At 74.0% G+C, this 18,912-nt stretch carries 15 protein-coding genes and 1 pseudogene; 13 read left to right on the top strand and 3 right to left on the bottom strand.

What is annotated here, in order from left to right; all coding sequences use genetic code 11:
* The first annotated feature begins 388 nt into the window (after window positions 1–388).
* The 3 genes from ACQEVS_RS16920 to ACQEVS_RS16910 all read left to right on the top strand — a co-directional run bounded on the left by ACQEVS_RS16920 (window position 389) and on the right by ACQEVS_RS16910 (window position 3,224).
* The gene (locus tag ACQEVS_RS16920; protein WP_433021282.1) at window positions 389–1,081 is read left to right on the top strand and encodes a DUF5819 family protein; all 693 of its coding nucleotides are present in this window, start codon (window positions 389–391) and stop codon (window positions 1,079–1,081) included.
* Window positions 1,078–2,379, top strand: a complete 1,302-nt coding sequence (locus ACQEVS_RS16915; RefSeq protein WP_433021280.1) for an HTTM domain-containing protein — start codon at window positions 1,078–1,080, stop codon at window positions 2,377–2,379. Before ACQEVS_RS16920 ends, ACQEVS_RS16915 begins: the two co-directional genes overlap by 4 nt.
* A gap of 83 nt (window positions 2,380–2,462) precedes the next feature.
* Window positions 2,463–3,224: a TrmH family RNA methyltransferase gene (locus ACQEVS_RS16910; RefSeq protein WP_433021278.1), complete on the top strand. Its 762-nt coding sequence runs from the start codon at window positions 2,463–2,465 to the stop codon at window positions 3,222–3,224.
* 37 nt (window positions 3,225–3,261) lie between these two features.
* Here the strand turns inward: ACQEVS_RS16910 and paaN are convergent, their stop codons facing one another.
* Window positions 3,262–4,959 carry a phenylacetic acid degradation protein PaaN gene (gene paaN, locus ACQEVS_RS16905; protein ID WP_433021276.1) on the bottom strand — a complete coding sequence of 566 codons (1,698 nt, stop codon included), beginning with the start codon at window positions 4,957–4,959 and terminating at the stop codon, window positions 3,262–3,264.
* A 232-nt stretch (window positions 4,960–5,191) separates the two neighbouring features.
* Here paaN and ACQEVS_RS16900 point away from each other — a divergent pair, with 232 nt between their 5' ends.
* Together ACQEVS_RS16900 and ACQEVS_RS16895 are read left to right on the top strand one after the other, a co-directional pair.
* Window positions 5,192–6,718, top strand: a complete 1,527-nt coding sequence (locus tag ACQEVS_RS16900; RefSeq protein ID WP_433021274.1) for a 3-hydroxyacyl-CoA dehydrogenase — start codon at window positions 5,192–5,194, stop codon at window positions 6,716–6,718.
* A complete protein-coding gene (locus ACQEVS_RS16895; RefSeq protein ID WP_433021272.1) occupies window positions 6,715–7,305 on the top strand; it encodes a TetR/AcrR family transcriptional regulator in 591 nt (196 codons plus the stop codon). Before ACQEVS_RS16900 ends, ACQEVS_RS16895 begins: the two co-directional genes overlap by 4 nt.
* 222 nt (window positions 7,306–7,527) lie before the next feature.
* On the opposite strand, the gene ACQEVS_RS16890 is transcribed toward ACQEVS_RS16895, so the two are convergent.
* Complete coding sequence (locus ACQEVS_RS16890; protein WP_004939966.1) at window positions 7,528–8,022, bottom strand: Lrp/AsnC family transcriptional regulator; 495 nt, start codon at window positions 8,020–8,022, stop codon at window positions 7,528–7,530.
* Window positions 8,023–8,203: 181 nt separating this feature from the next.
* On the opposite strand from ACQEVS_RS16890, the gene ACQEVS_RS16885 reads away from it, so the two are divergent.
* The 7 genes and pseudogenes from ACQEVS_RS16885 (at window position 8,204) to ACQEVS_RS16855 (ending at window position 16,183) form a co-directional block, all read left to right on the top strand.
* Window positions 8,204–9,373, top strand: coding sequence for a thiamine pyrophosphate-dependent dehydrogenase E1 component subunit alpha (locus ACQEVS_RS16885; protein ID WP_433021270.1), 1,170 nt, complete (start codon window positions 8,204–8,206; stop codon window positions 9,371–9,373).
* Window positions 9,370–10,506 (top strand): alpha-ketoacid dehydrogenase subunit beta, encoded by a 1,137-nt coding sequence (locus tag ACQEVS_RS16880; RefSeq protein ID WP_433021268.1) that lies wholly within the window; start codon window positions 9,370–9,372, stop codon window positions 10,504–10,506. The genes ACQEVS_RS16885 and ACQEVS_RS16880 overlap by 4 nt, the downstream gene beginning before the upstream one ends.
* Entirely contained in the window at window positions 10,506–11,855 is a 1,350-nt protein-coding gene (locus tag ACQEVS_RS16875) for a dihydrolipoamide acetyltransferase family protein (RefSeq protein ID WP_433021266.1), read from the top strand. The genes ACQEVS_RS16880 and ACQEVS_RS16875 overlap by 1 nt, the downstream gene beginning before the upstream one ends.
* A 90-nt stretch (window positions 11,856–11,945) precedes the next feature.
* Window positions 11,946–12,814, top strand: a pseudogene (locus ACQEVS_RS16870) (NTP transferase domain-containing protein).
* Window positions 12,811–13,242: a hypothetical protein gene (locus tag ACQEVS_RS16865; protein ID WP_433021264.1), complete on the top strand. Its 432-nt coding sequence runs from the start codon at window positions 12,811–12,813 to the stop codon at window positions 13,240–13,242. The pseudogene ACQEVS_RS16870 and the gene ACQEVS_RS16865 overlap by 4 nt, the downstream one beginning before the upstream one ends.
* A gap of 163 nt (window positions 13,243–13,405) precedes the next feature.
* Entirely contained in the window at window positions 13,406–15,178 is a 1,773-nt protein-coding gene (locus ACQEVS_RS16860) for a molybdopterin-binding protein (protein WP_433021262.1), read from the top strand.
* A 426-nt stretch (window positions 15,179–15,604) separates the two neighbouring features.
* Window positions 15,605–16,183, top strand: a complete 579-nt coding sequence (locus ACQEVS_RS16855; protein ID WP_433021260.1) for a Uma2 family endonuclease — start codon at window positions 15,605–15,607, stop codon at window positions 16,181–16,183.
* 10 nt (window positions 16,184–16,193) lie between these two features.
* On the opposite strand, the gene ACQEVS_RS16850 is transcribed toward ACQEVS_RS16855, so the two are convergent.
* Window positions 16,194–17,366, bottom strand: coding sequence for a potassium channel family protein (locus tag ACQEVS_RS16850; protein WP_433021258.1), 1,173 nt, complete (start codon window positions 17,364–17,366; stop codon window positions 16,194–16,196).
* A gap of 142 nt (window positions 17,367–17,508) precedes the next feature.
* Here ACQEVS_RS16850 and ACQEVS_RS16845 point away from each other — a divergent pair, with 142 nt between their 5' ends.
* The gene (locus tag ACQEVS_RS16845) at window positions 17,509–18,489 is read left to right on the top strand and encodes an NAD(P)H-quinone oxidoreductase (protein ID WP_433021256.1); all 981 of its coding nucleotides are present in this window, start codon (window positions 17,509–17,511) and stop codon (window positions 18,487–18,489) included.
* Window positions 18,490–18,912 lie beyond the last annotated feature (423 nt).

Genomic DNA, 18,912 nt, shown 5'->3' with positions numbered 1-18,912 from the left:
GCCCCTCTGCCCCCTCGTCCGATGTGAGCGCGTGAACGGGCGTCCGGCGGTGCCCGGGGAGAGTCCACGGTGAGCTACCGACCGATCGTTCGGTTCAATGGTGAGGTGGCCCCGGAGCCGTGTCAAGCCTGTGGATAACCGGCTGTGACTCGCTGTGACCGGCTGTGGACAACCGTGCCGAAGTGTCTCGGGGACCGAGCGGAAACCCCTGCGGGGCGGGCGCCCGGCCCCACGGCCCTGCGGAGGGAAGGGGCCAGGAGGTCCGGCGGCGGGCCGGACGACGGGACCAAGGTCTTATGGCCGCTGTGTCGGCCGCGGTCGGGTCGGTACCGTTCGGGTGCGCGGAAGGCGTCCGCGCGCGATCGGACGAGCGGAAAACGGGGCGTACATGGACACGGACGACGGACGCGAGCGGAAGGACGGCGCCGGTGAACGGGCGGCTCCGGCCGCCCCCGCCGGGCTGTCCCGGCCCGCCCGCTGCGTCATCGCGCTCGGTGCCCTGGCCGTCGCCCTGGTGACGGCGGTCCATCTGGGCATGATGTTCCTGCATGTGGCGCCGTCGAACACGGTCAGCAAGCAGCACGCCTCGACCATCGCGGACTACGTCCTGCCCGAGTTCGAGCAGAACTGGAAGTTCTTCGCGCCCAACCCGCTTCAGCAGAACATCCACGTCCAGGTCCGTGCCCAGGTGCGCGCCCCGGACGGCAAGGTCACGGTCACCCCGTGGACCGACCTCTCCGCCCAGGACGGTGCCGCCATCCACCACAACCCCCTCCCGAGCCACGCACGGCAGAACCAGCTCCGCCGTGCCTGGGACTTCTACCTCTCGTGGCACGACGAACAGGGCAGGCCGCTGGGGAAGCGGAGCCCGCTCGCCGAGGAGTACCTGCGCCGGATCGCCGTCTCCCGGATCGGTCCCGACCGCCACGCGGGTGACCTGGAACGCGTCCAGCTCCGCTCGGTGACCTCGAACGTCGCGCCGCCGCCGTGGAACAAGGGCCAGACCGGGGACCCCGTCCGACGTGAGCTGGCCTGGTGGCAGGTCAGCGCCGAGGACCTGAAGGTGGTGCGGTCCCGGTGAGCCTCTCTTCCGTACGCACCGCCTGCTCGGACGCCTACGCCCGGGTCACGGGCCGCTCCCTCGGCCCGTACCAGACCGCCCTGATCCGGATCGGGTTCTCCTTCACCTGGCTGTTCTTCCTGGCCCGCGAGTGGGTCAACCGCCATGAGCTGTACGGCCCGGACGCCGCCTGGAGCTGGGACCTCGCCCGGCGGCTGACGGACGACAACGGCGCCTTCACGGTGCTCATGTGGTCCGACAGCGGCTGGTGGTTCGAGCTCGTCTACCTCATGGCGATGGCCTCGGCCCTGCTGCTGATGCTCGGCTGGCGGACCAGGACCATGTCCGTCCTCTACATGATCGGCCTGCTGTCACTGCAGAACCGCAGCGTGTTCGTCGGCGATGGCGGGGACAACGTCCTGCACCTGATGGCGATCTACACGGTGTTCACCCGCTGCGGCCAGGTGTGGTCACTCGACGCCCGGCGCGCCCGGCGCCGGGCGCGCCGGGCGGACGCGGGCACGGCTCCCGGCGAGGACCGGGACGTCACCGGGGTCGTGCTGTGGACGCTCTGCGGCCTCGCCCTGGCCCTGGCGACGACGGACGCCGGCACCCGGCTCGCCTGGGCGGCGCACGGGCCGGTGCCGGGCATCGGCTGGGCCGCGGTGCTGTGGTCCCTGTGGTGCGGGCATGGGCTCTGGTGGGCCGTGCGGCGGTACGGCGGCACCGAACCGCGCGCCGTGATGGCCGCGTTCGGGAACCTGACGCACAACGCCGCCCTGCTGGTGATACTCGCCGAGGTCTGCCTGATCTACGGGGCGGCCGGCTGGTACAAGGTGCAGGGCTCGCTCTGGCAGGACGGCACCGCGCTCTACTACCCGCTGCACCTCGACTACTTCTCCCCTTGGCCGGGCCTGTCGCACGCCCTGGCCGCCAGCGGCGTCGTCGTGCTGCTGCTCAGCTACGGGACGGTGGCGGTCCAGGCGGCCTTCCCCCTCACGCTGATCAACCGCCGGGTGAAGAACGCCTTGGTGGTGGTGATGATCGCGGAACACCTGGGGATCGCGGTCCTGCTGGGGCTGCCCTTCTTCTCCCTGGTGATGGTCTTCGCGGACGCCGTGTTCCTGCCGACCGCCTTCCTGATGCGCGCGGGCGGCGTGGTGGGGCGGACGGCGGCGCGGGGCTGGAACACGCTCGTCCGGGTCAACCGGCGTGAGATTCCCGCCCAGTCGAACCGGAGGGCAGCGGACCGAGCCCCCTACGTCGACGCGAAGGCTGAGACGACCGAAGCGGACCCGGCTCGTTCGAAGACCGGCTGAGCGGGCGCGGCCGGTCCCGCCCACCATCGGATGCCGCGGCTCCGTTCCACGACTCCCCAGGTCAGCGCCGTAGGCTGAGCCCCATGACCGAGGACGCGACCGGTATCGCCGTGCGGCAGTGGGGCGAGCTGGCCCCCGGCGCCGTGCTGCTCGACGGATTCCACGCCATCAAGCACGCCCTGCGCTTCAGGGCCCGGGTCGGTCCCGTGCTCACCACCGACGCCGCCGCCGTCCTGGCGCTCGCGGACCGGCTCGCCGATGACGTGACCGAGGCGCTGCGCGGGCTGCTGACCGAGGTGGACCGGGACGCGCTGCGCGAGCTGGTGCCCCGGGGCCACACCACCGAGGTCGCCGCGCTGGCCGCCCGGCCCGCCCGCGAGGACAACCTCGCCGCGCTGGCCCGCCGGCCCCGCCCCGCGCCCGTCGTCCTCCTCGACAACCCGCGCAACCTCGGGAACGTCGGCGCGGTCGTCCGGCTGGCCGCCGGCTTCGGCGCGGCCGGCGTCGTCACCACCGGGGACCTCGACCCGTGGCACCAGAACGCCGTCCGTGCGGGCGCGGGGCTGCACTACGCCACGGCCGTGGAGCGGGTGGAGACCTGCGCTCTGCCTCCGGGGCCGCTGTTCGCGCTGGACCCGGAGGGCGAGGACATCCGGTCCGTCGTCCTGCCGGACGACGCCGTCCTCGCCTTCGGATCCGAACGCCACGGCATCTCGGACGAGGTGCGGGAGCGGGCGGACCGGCTGGTCTCGCTGCCGATGCGCCCGCAGGTGTCGAGCTACAACCTCGCCACGAGCGTCGGGATGACGCTGTTCCACTGGGGCGGGCCGAAGGCGGCGGTCTGACGGAACGCGCCGGGCAGCCGCCCCGCCCGCCGGCGGGTCACGCCTGCCGCCGCACCTCCACCGTGCGGAACCGGCTCGCCACGAACGCCGCGTCGCACAGCGCCGCGTTGGCCGCCGGGTTGCCGCCCGAACCGTGGTAGTCGGAGAACGCGGCGGTCTGGTTGACGTAGACGCCGCCGGTGAGGTTCAGCGAAAGCTGTGCGCACTCCTCCAGGCACGCCTCCTCGATCAGCCGCTCCGCCTCCGCCGAGGTGGTGTACGCGCCGACGGTCATCGCGCCCTTCTCCCGCACCGTGCGGCGCAGCAGTTCCACCGCCTCCGCCGTGGAGTCCACGGCCACGGCGAAGGACACCGGGCCGAAGCACTCGGAGAAGTAGGCGGCCTCGGCGTCCGGTTTGGCGCCGTCGAGTTTGACGATCACCGGGGTGCGGACGGTGGCGTCGGGGAAGTCGGGGTTGTCCACCGCGCGGGAGGCGAGCGCCACCTCGCCCAGCCGGCCGGCCGCCTCGACGCGCTCCTTGACCTGGTCGTTGACGATGGCCCCGAGCAGGGCGTTGGCCCGGGCGTCGTCACCCAGGAGCTTGCCGACGGCCTCCGCCAGGTCGGCCACCACCTCGTCGTACGTCTTGTGGCCGGCGTCCGTGCCGATGCCGCCGCGCGGGATCAGCAGGTTCTGCGGGGTGGTGCACATCTGGCCGCTGTAGAGGGAGAGCGAGAAGGCGAGGTTGCCGAGCATCCCCCGGTAGTCGTCGGTGGAATCGATGATCACCGTGTTGACGCCGGCCTTCTCGGTGAAGACCTGGGCCTGCTGGGCGTTGGCCTCCAGCCAGTCGCCGAACGCCGTGGAGCCGGTGTAGTCGATGATCCGGACGTCCGGGTGGACGGCCAGGGACTTGGCGATGCCCTCGCCGTCCCGCTCGGCGGCCAGCGCGACGAGGTCGGGGGAGAAGCCGGCCTCGCGCAGCACCTCGCGCGCGACGCGCACGGTCAGCGCGAGCGGCAGGACCGCGCGCGGGTGGGGCTTGACCAGGACGGGGTTGCCGGTGGCGAGCGAGGCGAAGAGGCCGGGGTAACCGTTCCAGGTGGGGAAGGTGTTGCAGCCGATGACGAGGGCGATGCCGCGCGGCACCGCGGTGAACTCCTTGGCCAGTTTCAGCGGGTCGCGCTTGCCCTGCGGCTTGACCCACTCGGCCGTCCGCTCCGCCTCGGCCTGCGCGGCGTACGCGTAGGCGACGGCCTCCAGGCCGCGGTCTTGGGCGTGCGGGCCGCCGGCCTGGAACGCCATCATGAACGCCTGGCCGCTGGTGTGCATGACCGCGTGCGCCATCTCGTGCGTCCGGGCGCTGATCCGCTTGAGGATCTCCAGGCACACCAGCGCCCGGTGGCGGGGGCCCGCCTCGCGCCAGGGGCGCATCGCGGACCGCATGGCCGGGAGCAGCACGGAGAGGTCGGCGTGGGGGTACTCGACGCCGAGCCGCGGGCCGTAGGGGGAGACCTCGGAGCCGGTCCAGCCGTCGGTGCCGGGCTGGTCGAGCTCGAAGCGCCGGTCCCGGAGGGCGTCGAAGGCCGCCTGGCCCGCGGCGGCGTCCAGGCCGCGGTCCTGGTCGGGGCCGTACGCCTTGGGGTGCTCGGGATGCGGGGACCAGTAGGCGCGGGTGCGGATGACGTCGAGGGCCGTGTCGAGCGTGGCGGAGTGCTTCTCGGCCAACTGGTCGATGGTGAGTCCGGCGGTCACGGTTGACCAACTCCTCGTCGGACGGGCATGGATGCGGTGGCGGTGGACCTGGGAACGCGCTGGTGACAGCGCGGTGAAAGCTGGGAAAGCAGTGGAACCAGGTGAAGCGGTGGTGCCGGATCCGTACGGCCGGGTGCCGTTGTCGTACCCGCCAGATACATTAACCGAACGATCGGTCGGGACAAGGGGGCCCGGCGAATCCGGGACCACCTCATCGGGGAGGATCACTGCCATGACCGCAATCGAGCCGGAGCAGACCGTGTCCGTCGTGGGCGCGGGCACCATGGGCCAGGGCATCGCCCAGGTCGCCCTGGTCGCGGGCCATCCCGTGCGGCTGTACGACGCGCTCCCGGGCCGCGCGGAGGACGCCGCGCGGGCCGTCACCGCCCGGCTGGACCGCCTCGTGGCCAAGGGCCGGATGCCGGCGGACGCCCGGGACGCGGCCGTCGCCCGGCTGCGCCCCGTCGCCGGGCCCGCCGGGCTCGCGGGCTCCGCGCTCGTCGTCGAGGCCGTCGTCGAGCGGCTGGACGTCAAGCGGACGCTGTTCCGCGAGCTGGAGGAGGTCGTCGACGACGACTGCCTGCTCGCCACCAACACCTCGTCCCTGCCCGTGACGGCCGTCGCCGGGCCGCTGCGCCGCCCCGGACGCCTCGTCGGCCTGCACTTCTTCAACCCGGCGCCACTGCTGCCGCTGGTCGAGGTCGTCCGGGGGCACGCCACCGATCCGGCCGCCGCCGACCGCGCGTACGCCACCGCCGCGGCCTGGGGAAAGACGCCCGTACGCTGCGCCGACACCCCCGGCTTCATCGTCAACCGGCTCGCCCGGCCGTTCTACGCCGAGGCGTTCCGGCTCCTGGAGGAGCGGGCCGCGGATCCCGCCACCATCGACGCGGTGCTGCGCGAGAGCGGCGGCTTCGCCATGGGCCCGTTCGAACTGACCGATCTCATCGGACAGGACGTGAACGAGTCCGTCACCCGTTCGGTGTACGAAGCCTTCTTCCACCACCCGAAGTTCACGCCGTCCCTCGCCCAGCGGCGCCTGGTGGAGGCGGGGCTGCTGGGACGGAAGAGCGGACGGGGCTGGTACGACCACGCCGAGGGCGCCGCACGGCCCGAACCGCACACAGCGGCCCCGGAGAAGGCGCCCGGGGCGCTCGTCCTGCACGGCGCCCTGCCTCCCGCCGCGGCCGTCCTGCCGGAGCTGGTCGAGGCCGCGGGCATGGCCCTCACTCGGGCGGAAGCGGACGGCGACGGGTACTTCGCGCTGCCCGGCGGCGCCCGGCTGGCCCTCACCGACGGCCGCTCCGCCACGGGCGACGCCGGGGAGCCGGCGGTCCGTTTCGACCTGGCCCTGGACTACCGGTCCTGCGCCCGCGTGGCCCTCGCGGCCTCCGTCGGCACCTCCGCCGCCGACCTGGGGGCCGCCGTCGGCCTGTTCCAGGCGCTCGGCAAGGAGGTCAGCGTCGTGGCGGACGCGCCCGGCCTGATCGTCGCGCGGACCGTCGCCCTGCTCGTCGACCTCGCCGAGGACGCCGTCGGCCGGGGCGTCGCCGGGCCGGAGGACATCGACACCGCCATGCGGCTCGGCGTGAACTACCCGCGCGGGCCGCTGGAGTGGGGCCGGGAGCTCGGTGCCGCCTGGGTCCGCCGCTTCCTGGCGAACATGGAGTACGAGTACCCGGGCGGTCGCTACGCCCCGTCCCAGCCGCTGCGCCGCCGAGCGGCCGCCGCCGTCAAGGAGAGCCTGCTTCCATCATGACCATGCCCAAGCGCGACACCTACACGCCGGACTCGCTGCTCGCGGTCGCCGTCGCGGTGTTCAACGAGCGCGGCTACGACGGGACCTCCATGGAGCACCTGTCGCGCGCCGCGGGAATCTCCAAGTCCTCGATCTACCACCACGTCAGGAGCAAGGAGGAGCTGCTGCGGCGGGCCATAAGCCGTGCGCTGGACGGGCTGTTCGCCGTCCTGGACGAGCCGGGCGCCACCACGGGGCCCGCCGTGGCCCGGCTGGAACACGTCACCCGCCGCACCGTCGAGGTGCTGATCGCCGAACTGCCGTATGTGACGCTGCTGCTGCGTGTGCGCGGCAATACCGACACGGAGCGCTGGGCGATGGAGCGCCGGCGCGAGTTCGACCACCGGGTCGCGGCCCTCCTCAAGGAGGCCGCCGCCGACGGCGACCTGCGGGCCGACGTGGACGTCCGGCTGGCGACCCGGCTCCTCTTCGGCATGATCAATTCCGTGGTGGAGTGGTACCGGCCGCAGCGCGGCAACGCGGCCACCAGCGAGGAGGTCGCGGACGCGGTGATCAACACGGCGTTCGCGGGACTGCGGGCGCACTGAGGCGGGGCGTGCAGGGCGTTGAGCGCCGCGCCCTGGAGGTCGCGGCCTGGACGCTGTGTCCTGGGTCGTGGCCTGGACGCTGTTTCCCTGGACGCCGCGCCTTGGACGCACCCTGGGCACAGGGCCTTGGGAGCCGAGACCTTGGCGCCGAGACCTTGGTGCGGGGCCCTGGACGCAGCGGCCCGATCGCGGCGCCCTGTGCCGGCGGCTGCCCTGAACGTCTCATCCGTCCACGCCCTCCTTGAGGTCCTGCTCCTCGAAGACCAGCAGAGTGCGGGTGCTCAGCACCTCCTCTATGGCCTGGATCCGGGTGAGCACGAGCTCGCGGAGGGCGCGGTTGTCCTTGGTGTGGACCAGCAGCAGGACGTCGAAGTCCCCGCTCACCAGAGCGATATGGGCGGCCCCCGGCAGCACCCGCAGTTTCTCGCGCACGGTGCGCCAGGAGTTCTGCACGATCTTCAGCGTGATGTACGCGGACGCGCCCTGCCCGGCCCGCTCCTGGTCGATGCGCGCCCCGAAGCCCCGGATCACCCCGTCGTCGATCAGGCGGTTGATCCGCGCGTAGGCGTTGGCGCGGGAGACGTGCACCCGCTCGGCCACGGAGCGTATCGACGCCCGTCCGTCGGTCTGGAGCATGTGCAGGATCGAGCGGTCGATCTCGTCGAGCGGTCGTGCGGGCGTTCTGGGGCTCGTTTTGGCCATCTGTTCGTCCGGCATACCGCCATGCCTCCCCTGGGTGGACGCGCTGTTCATATCTCAGGCTGTGGAGAACCGTTTGTCCACAGGCCCGGGCCGCCTGTAGCCAAAATGCACCGGCAACCGAACAATCGGTAGGGAGAGCGCAGGGCGCTTTCCGGTCACGCCTGCCTCACGCCTGCCCCCAGAGGAGGTGCTCGTCATGACGGTCCTGGAGCAGCCCGGTGCCTACCGGCCGACCCCGCCCCCCGCCTGGCAGCCCCGCACCGATCCGGCTCCGCTGCTGCCCGACGAGGAGCCGTACCGGCTGCTGGGCACCCCCGCCGCGGACACGCTGGACCCCGAACTGCTCCGGCTGCTCCACGGCCACCTGGTGCGCGGGCGCCGCTACAACACCCAGGCCACCGCCCTCACCCGGCAGGGCCGGCTGGCCGTCTACCCGTCCTCGACGGGTCAGGAGGCGTGCGAGATCGCGGCGGCCCTCGCCCTGGAGGACCGCGACTGGCTCTTCCCCAGCTACCGCGACACCCTGGCCGCCGTCACCCGCGGCCTCGACCCCGTCCAGGCCCTCACCCTGCTGCGCGGCGACTGGCACACCGGCTACGACCCGCACGAGCACCGCGTCGCCCCGCTGGCCACCCCGCTCGCCACCCAACTCCCGCACGCCGTGGGGCTGGCGCACGCCGCGCGGCTCAAGGGGGACGACGTCGTGGCCCTCGCCATGGTCGGCGACGGCGGCACCAGCGAGGGCGACTTCCACGAGGCGCTGAACTTCGCCGCGGTCTGGCGGGCGCCCGTCGTCTTCCTGGTGCAGAACAACGGCTTCGCGATCTCCGTACCGCTGTCCAAACAGACCGCCGCGCCCTCCCTCGCCCACAAGGCCGTCGGCTACGGCATGCCCGGCCGCCTGGTCGACGGCAACGACGCGCCGGCCGTCCTGGAGGTGCTCACGGAGGCCGTTCGGCGGGCCCGCGCGGGCGGCGGCCCCACCCTCGTCGAGGCCGTCACCTACCGCCTCGACGCCCACACCAACGCCGACGACGCCACGCGGTACCGCAGTGACGCCGAGGTCGCCGCCTGGCACTCGCACGACCCCGTCGAACTGGTGGAACGGGAGCTGATCCGACGCGAACTGGTGGACGCCGACGGCCTCGCCGCCGTCCGCGAGACGGCCGAGCGCATGGCCGCCGGCCTGCGCGAACGCATGAACGAGGATCCCGAGCCGGATCCGATGGAGCTCTTCGAGCACGTCTACGCCCGGCGCACCGCGCGCCTGCGCGAACAGGCCGAGCTGCTGCGCGCCGAGCTCGCGGCGGCCGGTGCCGCCGACGGCTCCGCGCCCGGCGGCGAGCGGGAAGGAACGGACCGATGACCACCGCGGTCGCCCCGACGGGCCGCAAGCCCGCGACGATGAGCCAGGCCCTCAACCGGGCCCTGCGCGACGCCATGGCCGACGATCCGGCGGTGCACGTCCTCGGTGAGGACGTCGGCACCCTGGGCGGCGTCTTCCGGATCACCGACGGGCTGGCGAAGGAGTTCGGCGAGGACCGCTGCACCGACACGCCACTGGCCGAAGCGGGCATCCTGGGCACGGCCGTCGGCATGGCGATGTACGGGCTGCGCCCGGTGGTCGAGATGCAGTTCGACGCGTTCGCCTACCCGGCGCTGGAGCAGCTCATCAGCCATGTCGCCCGGATGCGCAACCGCACCCGCGGCGCCCTCCCCATGCCGATCACCGTCCGCGTCCCCTACGGGGGCGGCATCGGGGGCGTCGAGCACCACAGCGACTCCTCCGAGGCGCTGTACATGGCCACCCCCGGCCTGCACGTCGTCACGCCCGCCACCGTCGCCGACGCGTACGGGCTGCTGCGCGCGGCCATCGCCTCCGACGACCCGGTCGTCTTCCTGGAGCCCAAGCGGCTGTACTGGTCGAAGGCCGACTGGGAGCCGGACCGGCCCGAGGAGGTGCCCGGGATCGGCACCGCCGTCGTCCGCCGGCGCGGCACCTCGGCGACGCTGGTCACCTACGGACCGTCCCTGCCGGTCTGCCTGGAGGCCGCCGAGGCCGCCACGGCGGAGGGCTGGGACCTGGAGGTCGTCGACCTGCGCTCGCTGGTCCCGCTCGACGAGGAGACCGTGTGCGCCTCCGTCCGGCGCACCGGGCGGGCGGTCGTGGTGCACGAGGCGACGGGCTTCGGCGGCCCCGGCGGGGAGCTGGCCGCCCGGATCACCGAACGCTGCTTCCACCACCTGGAGGCGCCGGTGCTGAGGGTGACCGGATTCGACATCCCGTATCCGCCGCCGATGCTGGAAAAGCATCATCTGCCGGGCGTGGACCGGGTGCTGGACGCGGTCGCGCGGTTGCAGTGGGAGGCGGACTGGACCTCTCCGGAGAGTGGCTCCGGGGTCTCTCGGGAAAGCGGCTCCGGGTTCTCTCGGGGGAGCGCCCCGGGGGCGCGCGGAGTATCGGGTTCGCAGTCGGGCACGCCGGGGGGTGCGCGCTGATGGCCGTCGTGAAGGAATTCGCGCTGCCGGACCTCGGGGAAGGGCTCACCGAGGCGCAGGTGATCCGCTGGCTCGTCGACGTCGGTGACGTCGTCGCCGTGGACCAGCCGGTCGTGGAGGTGGAGACGGCCAAGGCGATGGTCGAGGTGCCGTGCCCCTACGGGGGTGTCGTCACGGCGCGCTTCGGGGAGGAGGGGGCGGAACTGCCCGTGGGCGCGGCCTTGTTGACGGTGGCGGTGGGCGAGCCGGCCGACAAAACCGCACAAGGTGCGGATCAGGGAAGCCAGGAGGTCGGCGAGGGGTCGGGGAACGTCCTCGTCGGGTACGGGACCCAGGCGCCGGCCGCCCGCCGGGCGCGGATCCGGCCACCGGGCCGGCGCGAGCCGGAGCCGACCGCCGTCGCGGCGGTGAACGGTGTGTCTGGTGTGGCCGGTGTGACGGCGAGCGGTGCGGCGGCCCCGGCGGCGGCGCCCGCGACCGTGGCCGTGATATCGCCGCTCGTACGGCGGCTGGCCCGGGAGCGCGGGGTGGACCTCGCGAGCCTGCGCGGCACCGGGCCCGAGGGGCTCATCCTGCGCGCGGACGTCGAACGCGCCACCGCGCCGGCGCCCGTACCGGTGTCGATGTCGGTATCGGCACCGGCGGCGGAGCACGCGACCGGTGAGCGCGTCCCCCTGCGCGGGCTGCGCGGGACCGTGGCCGAGAAGCTGAGCCGCAGCCGGCGCGAGATCCCGGACGCCACCTGCTGGGTGGACGCCGACGCGACCGAACTGCTCGCCGCCCGCCGGGCCATGAACGACGCACCCGGCCGCACCAGGATCTCCCTCCTCGCCCTCCTGGCCCGCGTCTGCACGGCCGCGCTCGCCGAGTTCCCGGAGCTCAACGCGACGGTGGACACCGAGGCCCGGGAGATCGTCCGGCTGCCGGCCGTGCACCTGGGGTTCGCCGCCCAGACCGAACGCGGCCTCGTCGTCCCGGTCGTCAAGGACGCGCACACGCGCGGCACGGCCTCCCTCCAGGAGGAGATCGCCCGCCTCACCGAGGCCGCCCGCGAGGGCAGGCTGAGCCCGGCGGAGCTCACCGGCGGCACGTTCACCCTCAACAACTACGGAGTCTTCGGCGTCGACGGCTCCACGCCGATCATCAACCACCCCGAGGCGGCCATGCTGGGCGTCGGCCGGATCGTCCCCAAACCCTGGGTGCACGAGGGCGAACTGGCCGTACGCCACGTGGTGCAGCTGTCCTTCACCTTCGACCACCGGGTGTGCGACGGGGGAACGGCCGGCGGATTCCTGCGGTACGTCGCCGACTGCGTGGAGCGGCCCGCCCTGCTCCTCCGATCGCTCTGAGGACGGGGCGTCACCTCCTCCGATCACTCTGAGGGCGAGGGCGTCGCCCTCCGGCGTACGGCCGTCTCCCGGCGGGCGCATACTGCGGGGGTGACGGACACGGTTTTCGACGCGGTGGTACTCGCCGGAGGAGCCGCCCGGCGGCTGGGCGGGGCGGACAAGCCCGGCCTGCGCGTCGGTGGGCGCGCCCTGCTCGACCGCGTGCTCGGCGCGTGCGCCGGCGCCCGTACCACCGTGGTCGTCGGACCCCGCCGGGCCACGGTCCGGCCGGTCACCTGGACCCGCGAACAGCCGCCCGGCGGCGGCCCGCTGGCCGCCCTGTCCGCCGGGCTGCGCCACACGTCGGCGGAGGTCGTCCTCGCCCTCTCGGCCGACCTGCCCTTCCTCGACGCCGGGGCGGTACGGGCCCTGCTGGAGGCCGCGGCGGCCGGTGCCGAAGGGGCGCTGGTCACCGACGCCGAGGGGCGCGACCAGCCGCTCGTCGCCGCCTACCGGGCGGAACCGGCCCGCCGGGAACTGGCCCTGCTGGCGACCGAGCACGGGACCCTCACGGGACTTCCCGTACGGCTGCTCACCCAGGGGCTGTCCCTGAGACGGCTGCCCCACCACGAAGCGTCGTTCGACTGCGACACCTGGGACGACATCGGCACGGCCCGCGCCAGGATCAGGGACGATGGGACCGTGCTGGATGAATGGATCGCCGCGGTCAAGGCCGAACTCGGCATGGAACTCGACGTCGACAGAACGCTCCTGCTCGACCTGGCCCGCGACGCCGCGCACGGCGTGGCCCGCCCCGCCGCCCCCTGACCACCTTCCTCGTCGGCTACGCCGCCGCCCTGCGCGGCGGCGGCCCCGACGCGGTCGCCCAGGCCGCCCGCGAGGCCGCGGCCCTGGCCGAACGGTGGGCGGCCGAACAGGACGACTCCCCGGCCGGCGCCCCCGCGGGACCCCCCTCATGAGGGACCGGGATCGCGAGGCGGACGCGGCGGCGCTGGACCGCGCCACGGACGAGGCCCTGGCCCTGCTCTCCGGTGAACACGGCGTTCCGGAACGGCAGGTGGCGCCGGTCGAGGGCGGGTACCTGCCCTTCGAGGAGCATGGGGAGCATGGGGAGCGCGAGGAGCCTGGGGAGCGCGGAGAGCGCGAGGCGCCTGGGGCTCAGGCCGAAGGGGCAGCGGGTGCGGTGCCGGACGCCGCGTCCGGCCGCCGGACAGCCGACGCCGCTTCCGGCCGCCGGGCAGCCGCGGTGCCGGGGGCGCGTGACGCTCACGCCGTCTCCGGGGGACGGCCTGGGCGGTCCGATGCCGGTGAGGCGCTGACTGACGTCTGGCGGTCGATCCGTGAAGTGGCGGGCGCGGACGAGCCGTCCCGGGTCAGGGGGCCGTAGGGGTAGGGACCTGTTCGACCGGAGGGGGCCAGGGGGGCCTACCGGGAGAGGCCCGGCCGGAGGGGTTCCGGCCGCGTCACGCGGCGGTGATCCCGGGAGCGGGTCCGGCGACGGGTCACGTGGCGGCGAGGCGTTGACGGATGTGTGGCGGTCGATTCGTGACATGACGGGTGGTGCCGGTGGTGAAGGACTGCCTCTCGGCGCCGCGTCGGCGCGGGCGCGGGGGCCGATGCGGAACGGTCCGGGCGGCGGGCCCGGTGACGCGGACGTCGACGGGCACGCGGACGCGTATGCGGACGTGGACGCCGCCGACGCCGACGCCGACGCCGGCGAGGGACTGACGGACGTCTGGCGTTCCGTACAGGGCGCCGCCGCCTCGGACGGACGCCCCCCGGGGACCCCGGCGGACACGACGGCGCCCGGGGGACAGGACGGCAGGGGACGGCATCATGTCGACGACGGTGGCGAGTTGGCCGACATCTGGCGGTCGGTCTGTGACGTGACCGCCGGGGCGGAGGGCGGGGAGACCCGTCCTGATGACGGTGCGGAGGCCGACCCGGCCGCGGTCGAGGAGGCCCACACCCAGGCGCCCAAGCCCCCGAAGTCCCGCAAGAACAGGCGGCGTTCGGACAAGCCCCTTACGTCCTCCGCAGGAGGAGAGGAGGCCGAGGACGCGGATGGGAAGGAAAACGCGGCCCCCCGCCACCCCGACCCCGCCCGCACCGCGTCGGAGCAGCCCCGGCGTTCCATGCCCTGGGCCATGGCCGGCGGCGTCGCGGCCGGGGCCGCCGAGCCCCTGCCCGCCCTGACCAGCCCCCTGGCGGAGGCCGTCGGCCGGACGCTCGCCGCGCCGCTCACCGCGTTGACGGACCTGCCGTCGTTCGACACCTCGGCGATGGACGGCTGGGCGGTCGCGGGCCCGGGGCCATGGCGCCTTCCGGACGACGCGGACCAGGGCATCCTCGCAGGCCACGCCGGCGGCGAGGCCCTGCGCGACGGCCACGCCGTGCCGATCGCGACGGGCGCCCGCATACCGGCCGGAGCCACGGCCGTGCTGCGCACGGAACACGGCCGGACGAGCGGGGGCGAACTGCACGCGACCCGCCGGACCGCCCAGGGCCAGGACATCCGCCCGCGCGGCCAGGAGTGCCGCCGCGACGACGAACTGCTGCCTGCGGGCACGCTGATCACCCCGGCCGTCCTCGGCCTCGCCGCCGCCGCGGGCCACGACGGACTTCCCGTGACCGCCCGGCCGCGCGTGCTGATCGTCGTCCTCGGCGACGAACTCGTCCACGAGGGGCTGCCCCAGGACGGCCGCATCAGGGACGCGCTCGGGCCGATGCTCGCTCCCTGGCTGCGTTCCCTGGGGGCCGAGGCGGTCGACACCGTCCGCCTGGGCGACGACGCCGACGCGCTGCACGACGCGCTCGCCGCGACCGACGCCGACGTGGTGATCACCACCGGCGGTACGGCGTCCGGCCCGCGCGACCACCTGCACCCCACCCTGCGCCGCCTCGACGCGGAACTGCTGGTCGACGGCGTCGCCGTCCGCCCCGGGCACCCCATGCTGCTCGCCCGCCTCACCCCTGAGCGGCACCTCGTCGGCCTGCCCGGCAACCCGCTGGCGGCGGTCGCCGGCCTGCTCACCCTCGCCGAGCCCCTGCTGCGCGGCCTCTCCGGCCGCGCCGCGCCGTCCCTCCGCCGCGCCGTGCTCACCGGCCCCGTACCGAGCCACCCGTCCGACACCCGCCTGGTGCCGGTCGTGCTGCGCGGCGGTGACGGAGCGCGTCCGCTGCGCTTCCACGGACCGGCGATGCTGCGCGGCCTGGCGGCGGCCGACGCCATCGCGGTGATCCCGCCCGGCGGGAACACGGCGCGGGGCCGGGTGGCCCTCCTGGACCTGCCGTGGACGGCCACCGGCGGGGGCGTCGGCTGAGGGCCGGGGGCGCGCCGTCCGCTCCGGGCCGCCCGCACGCCACGGGATGCCCGACGCTTGGCCCCCGGGTAGCCGTCCGGCTGGACCCCATGGGAGTCGGGGTGACCTCGGGCCGGCGCCCATGGGTTGTGCCCCTGCCCCGCCCTTTCGCCGTTTCCCATGGGGCTGCGCCCCACGCCCCCGAAACGCGCTCCTCTGAAGGAAGTGCCCTGTATCCCCGGGTGAACCGGGCAGCCAGCCGACGCCGGCCGGAGACGCGCGCGTACCACAGAAGCCTCACGTTCGGTGCCGGGTTTGCTGCAGTCGGTAACCGGTGCATAGCCTGCGCAGCACGTGACCGTGGGCACAGGACGAAGGGCAGCCATGACCGCCATACACGACATGCTGTCGCTCGCCGGGGCACCATGGAGGCGAGGAGGCGATCACATGACCCCGGTCCCCGCCGCACGTCCCCTGCTCGGTGTCGAGGAGTTCGAGGAACTGGCCCGCTCCGCGCCCGAGACCGTGCGCCTGGAGCTCATCAACGGAAGGATCGAGGTCAAGCCGGTGCCGGACGGGGACCACCGCGAGATCGTGATGTGGCTGCAGGACGTATGCCGGGACCGGCGACCGGACATGCGCCTCTACGCCGAGGCGAGCCTGAAGGTGGAGAGCTACCGGAAAGGCCGCGCCATCGCCGATGCCGCCCTCGCCCCCCGCAAGCACTTCGCCGGGCACGGGGACTGGTCCGACCCGAAGGGCGTGCTGATGGTGGTCGAAGTGACCTCCGACGACGCGGACACCAACCGGCGCGACCGGATGGAGAAGCCGGTCGGCTACGCGTCCGCGGGCATTCCCGTCTACCTTCTCGTCGATCGCGAGCGCCGCATGGTGACCGTCTACTCGGACCCCGAGGACGGCACGTACCTGAGCTCGGTATCCCGGCCGTACGGCGCCCCCGTCAGCCTCCCGGAGCCGGTCGCCTTCATCCTGGAGACCGAGGAGTTGAAGGACTTCGCCGACTGACCCCGGCGCGCTACTCGGCCGGTCCCGACGCCTGGCGGATGGTGATCACGCGGTCCGTGAGGCGGAGGGGGGTCGCCTCGGGGTCGGTGAAGTTCAGGAGGCGGTGGCCGCGGACGACGGCTACGACGAGGTCGGCGCAGTCGCGGGGGGAGAGGCCCGCCTCCGCCTTGGTGATCGGGCGTTCGGCGACGTCCAGGCCGGTGCCGTACGTGAGCAGGTCCTCCAGCACCGTGCCGACGTACGGGCTGACCATCGACATGCCGAGCATGCGGCCCGCCGAACTGGAGCTCGTCACCACCGTGTTGGCGCCGCTCTGCCGCAGCAGCGGCACGTTCTCGTCCTCGCGGACGGCGACGACGATCGTGGCCCGCTTGTTGAGTTGACGCGCCGTCAGGGTGACGAGGGCGGCCGTGTCGTCCCGCTCTGTGGTGATCACCACGTGGGAGGCGTTCTGGAGTTCGGCGCGGAGCAGGGTGTCGGAGCGGGTGCCGTCGCCGACGACCCCCACGATGCCGTCGCAGGCGGCGGCGTCCACGGCCTTCTTCTGCGGGTCGACGACGACGATCCTGTCCTTCGGGCGGCCCTGGCCGACCAGCGTCTCGATGGTGTGCCGGCCCTTGGTGCCGTAGCCGATGACGACGGTGTGGTCGCGCATCCGGGACCTCCAACGGTGTATGCGGACCTGGTGGCGCGTCCGCTCGGTCAGCACTTCCAGCGTGGTGCCGACCAGGATGATCAGGAACAGCACGCGCAGCGGGGTCACGACGAAGATGTTCGTCAGCCGGGCGGCGTCGCTCACCGGCGTGATGTCGCCGTAGCCGGTGGTCGAGAGGGTGACGGTCGCGTAGTACGCGGCGTCGACGAAGCCGACCGGGCCGCCCGCGTTGTCGTGGTAGCCGTCGCCGTCCAGCCACACCACGAGCGTCGTCACCACCAGCACCATCAGCGCCATCACCAGGCGTCGCAGCACCTGTTGCAGGGGCGCGGTGACCCGCTGGACGGGCAAAACGATGGAGCGGCCCGCCTCCGCGTCCTCCGCCTCGGCGCGCGTGCGGCGCCAGAGCGACTTGAGGAGCAGTCCGCCGCCCCTGTGGTGATCGGGGGCGGCCGGGGGCTCGGGGGAGTGGGCGTGGTTGCCGCCGGTCATCCGGTTCCGGGGCGCGGAGGACGATGGGTTCGGCACTCGCCCATGATCTCTTATGCGGGCGCGGGTGACCCTCAGTGACCCCTACGGGTCGCGGGCCGCATCGGCGCCCGCCCGCGCGAGTGCCCCCGTACGTGCCGGGTCCCTAGGGGGTTCGACGGGCGGGGAGTAGCCTCGCGCCATGTATGCGATCACCATTCCCGAGCCCGGTGGACCCGACGCCCTGGTCTGGTCCGAGGTGCCCGACCCCGTGCCCGGTGAGGGGGAGGCGCTGGTCGAGGTCGCCGCGACGGCCGTCAACCGCGCCGACCTGATGCAGCGGCAGGGGTTCTACGATCCGCCGCCCGGCGCCTCGCCGTACCCCGGACTGGAGTGTTCCGGCCGGATCGCGGCCCTCGGCCCCGGAGTGAGCGGCTGGGCGGTCGGCGACCAGGTCTGCGCGCTGCTCGCCGGCGGCGGATACGCGGAGAAGGTCGCCGTCCCCGTCGGCCAGTTGCTGCCCGTGCCCGACGGCCTGGACGTCGTGACCGCCGCCGCCCTGCCCGAGGTCACCGCGACCGTCTGGTCGAACGTGTTCATGCTCGCCCACCTGCGGCCCGGCGAGACGCTGCTCGTGCACGGCGGCGGCAGCGGCATCGGCACCATGGCCGTCCAGCTCGCCAAGGCGGTCGGCGCGCGGGTCGCGGTCACCGCCGGAAGCCGGGAGAAGCTGGAGCGCTGCCGCGAGCTCGGCGCCGACATCCTCGTCGACTACCGGGAGCAGGACTTCGTCGAGGAGATCCGCAAGGTGACCGGCGGGACCGGCGTCGACGTCGTCCTCGACATCATGGGCGCCAAGTACCTGGACCGGAACGTGGACGTCCTGGCCGCCAACGGCCGCCTCGCCATCATCGGTCTGCAAGGCGGCCGGAAGGCTGAACTCGACCTCGGCAAGCTGCTGACGAAGCGGGCCGCCGTCATGGCGACCGCCCTCCGCTCCCGGCCGCTCGCCGAGAAGGCCGCCATCATCGCGGCCGTCCGCGAGCACGTCTGGCCCCTCGTCTCGGGCGGCCGGGTCCGGCCCGTCGTCGACCGGACGATGCCGCTGCGGGACGCGGCCCGGGCACATCGGGTCGTCGAGGACAGCTCGCACGTGGGGAAGGTGCTGCTCACGACGGGCTGAGGTGCTGCTCACGACGGGCTGAGGTGCTGCTCACCACGGGCTGAGGGGCTGCTCCCCACGGACTGAGGGGAACGAGGCGCGGCGCGGCCTGCGCCGCCCGGCCCAGCGCGGGTCGGCGCGGGCGCGTCGGCGGGCGGCCGGGCCGTCACCCGTCCGGCCGCCCGGCGTGCCCGGGCCCGACGGGCGTGTGACGGTGGACGGGTGATCGCAGTGATCGCCGGAACGCTTCGGGCCGCGGCCGGCCGGCCACGTACGCCCTGGGCGCCTTGGACGTCCCGGACGCGCGGGGCCCGGGGCCTGGGGTGTCGCGGGGGCCGGGCGCCCGGCCGCCCCGGCCGGTCTGGCGCTGGCGGCCGTCCTGGCGCTCACGGCCGTCCTCGCCGGGCCGCCCGACGTGGCACGGGCCGAGGACGGCCCCCCTGC

The organism is Streptomyces sp. CA-181903, from assembly GCF_050937075.1.
Lineage (GTDB): Bacteria > Actinomycetota > Actinomycetes > Streptomycetales > Streptomycetaceae > Streptomyces.
The sequence above is the reverse complement of the archived record's forward strand: the minus strand, read 5'-3'. Positions and strand labels throughout refer to the sequence as shown.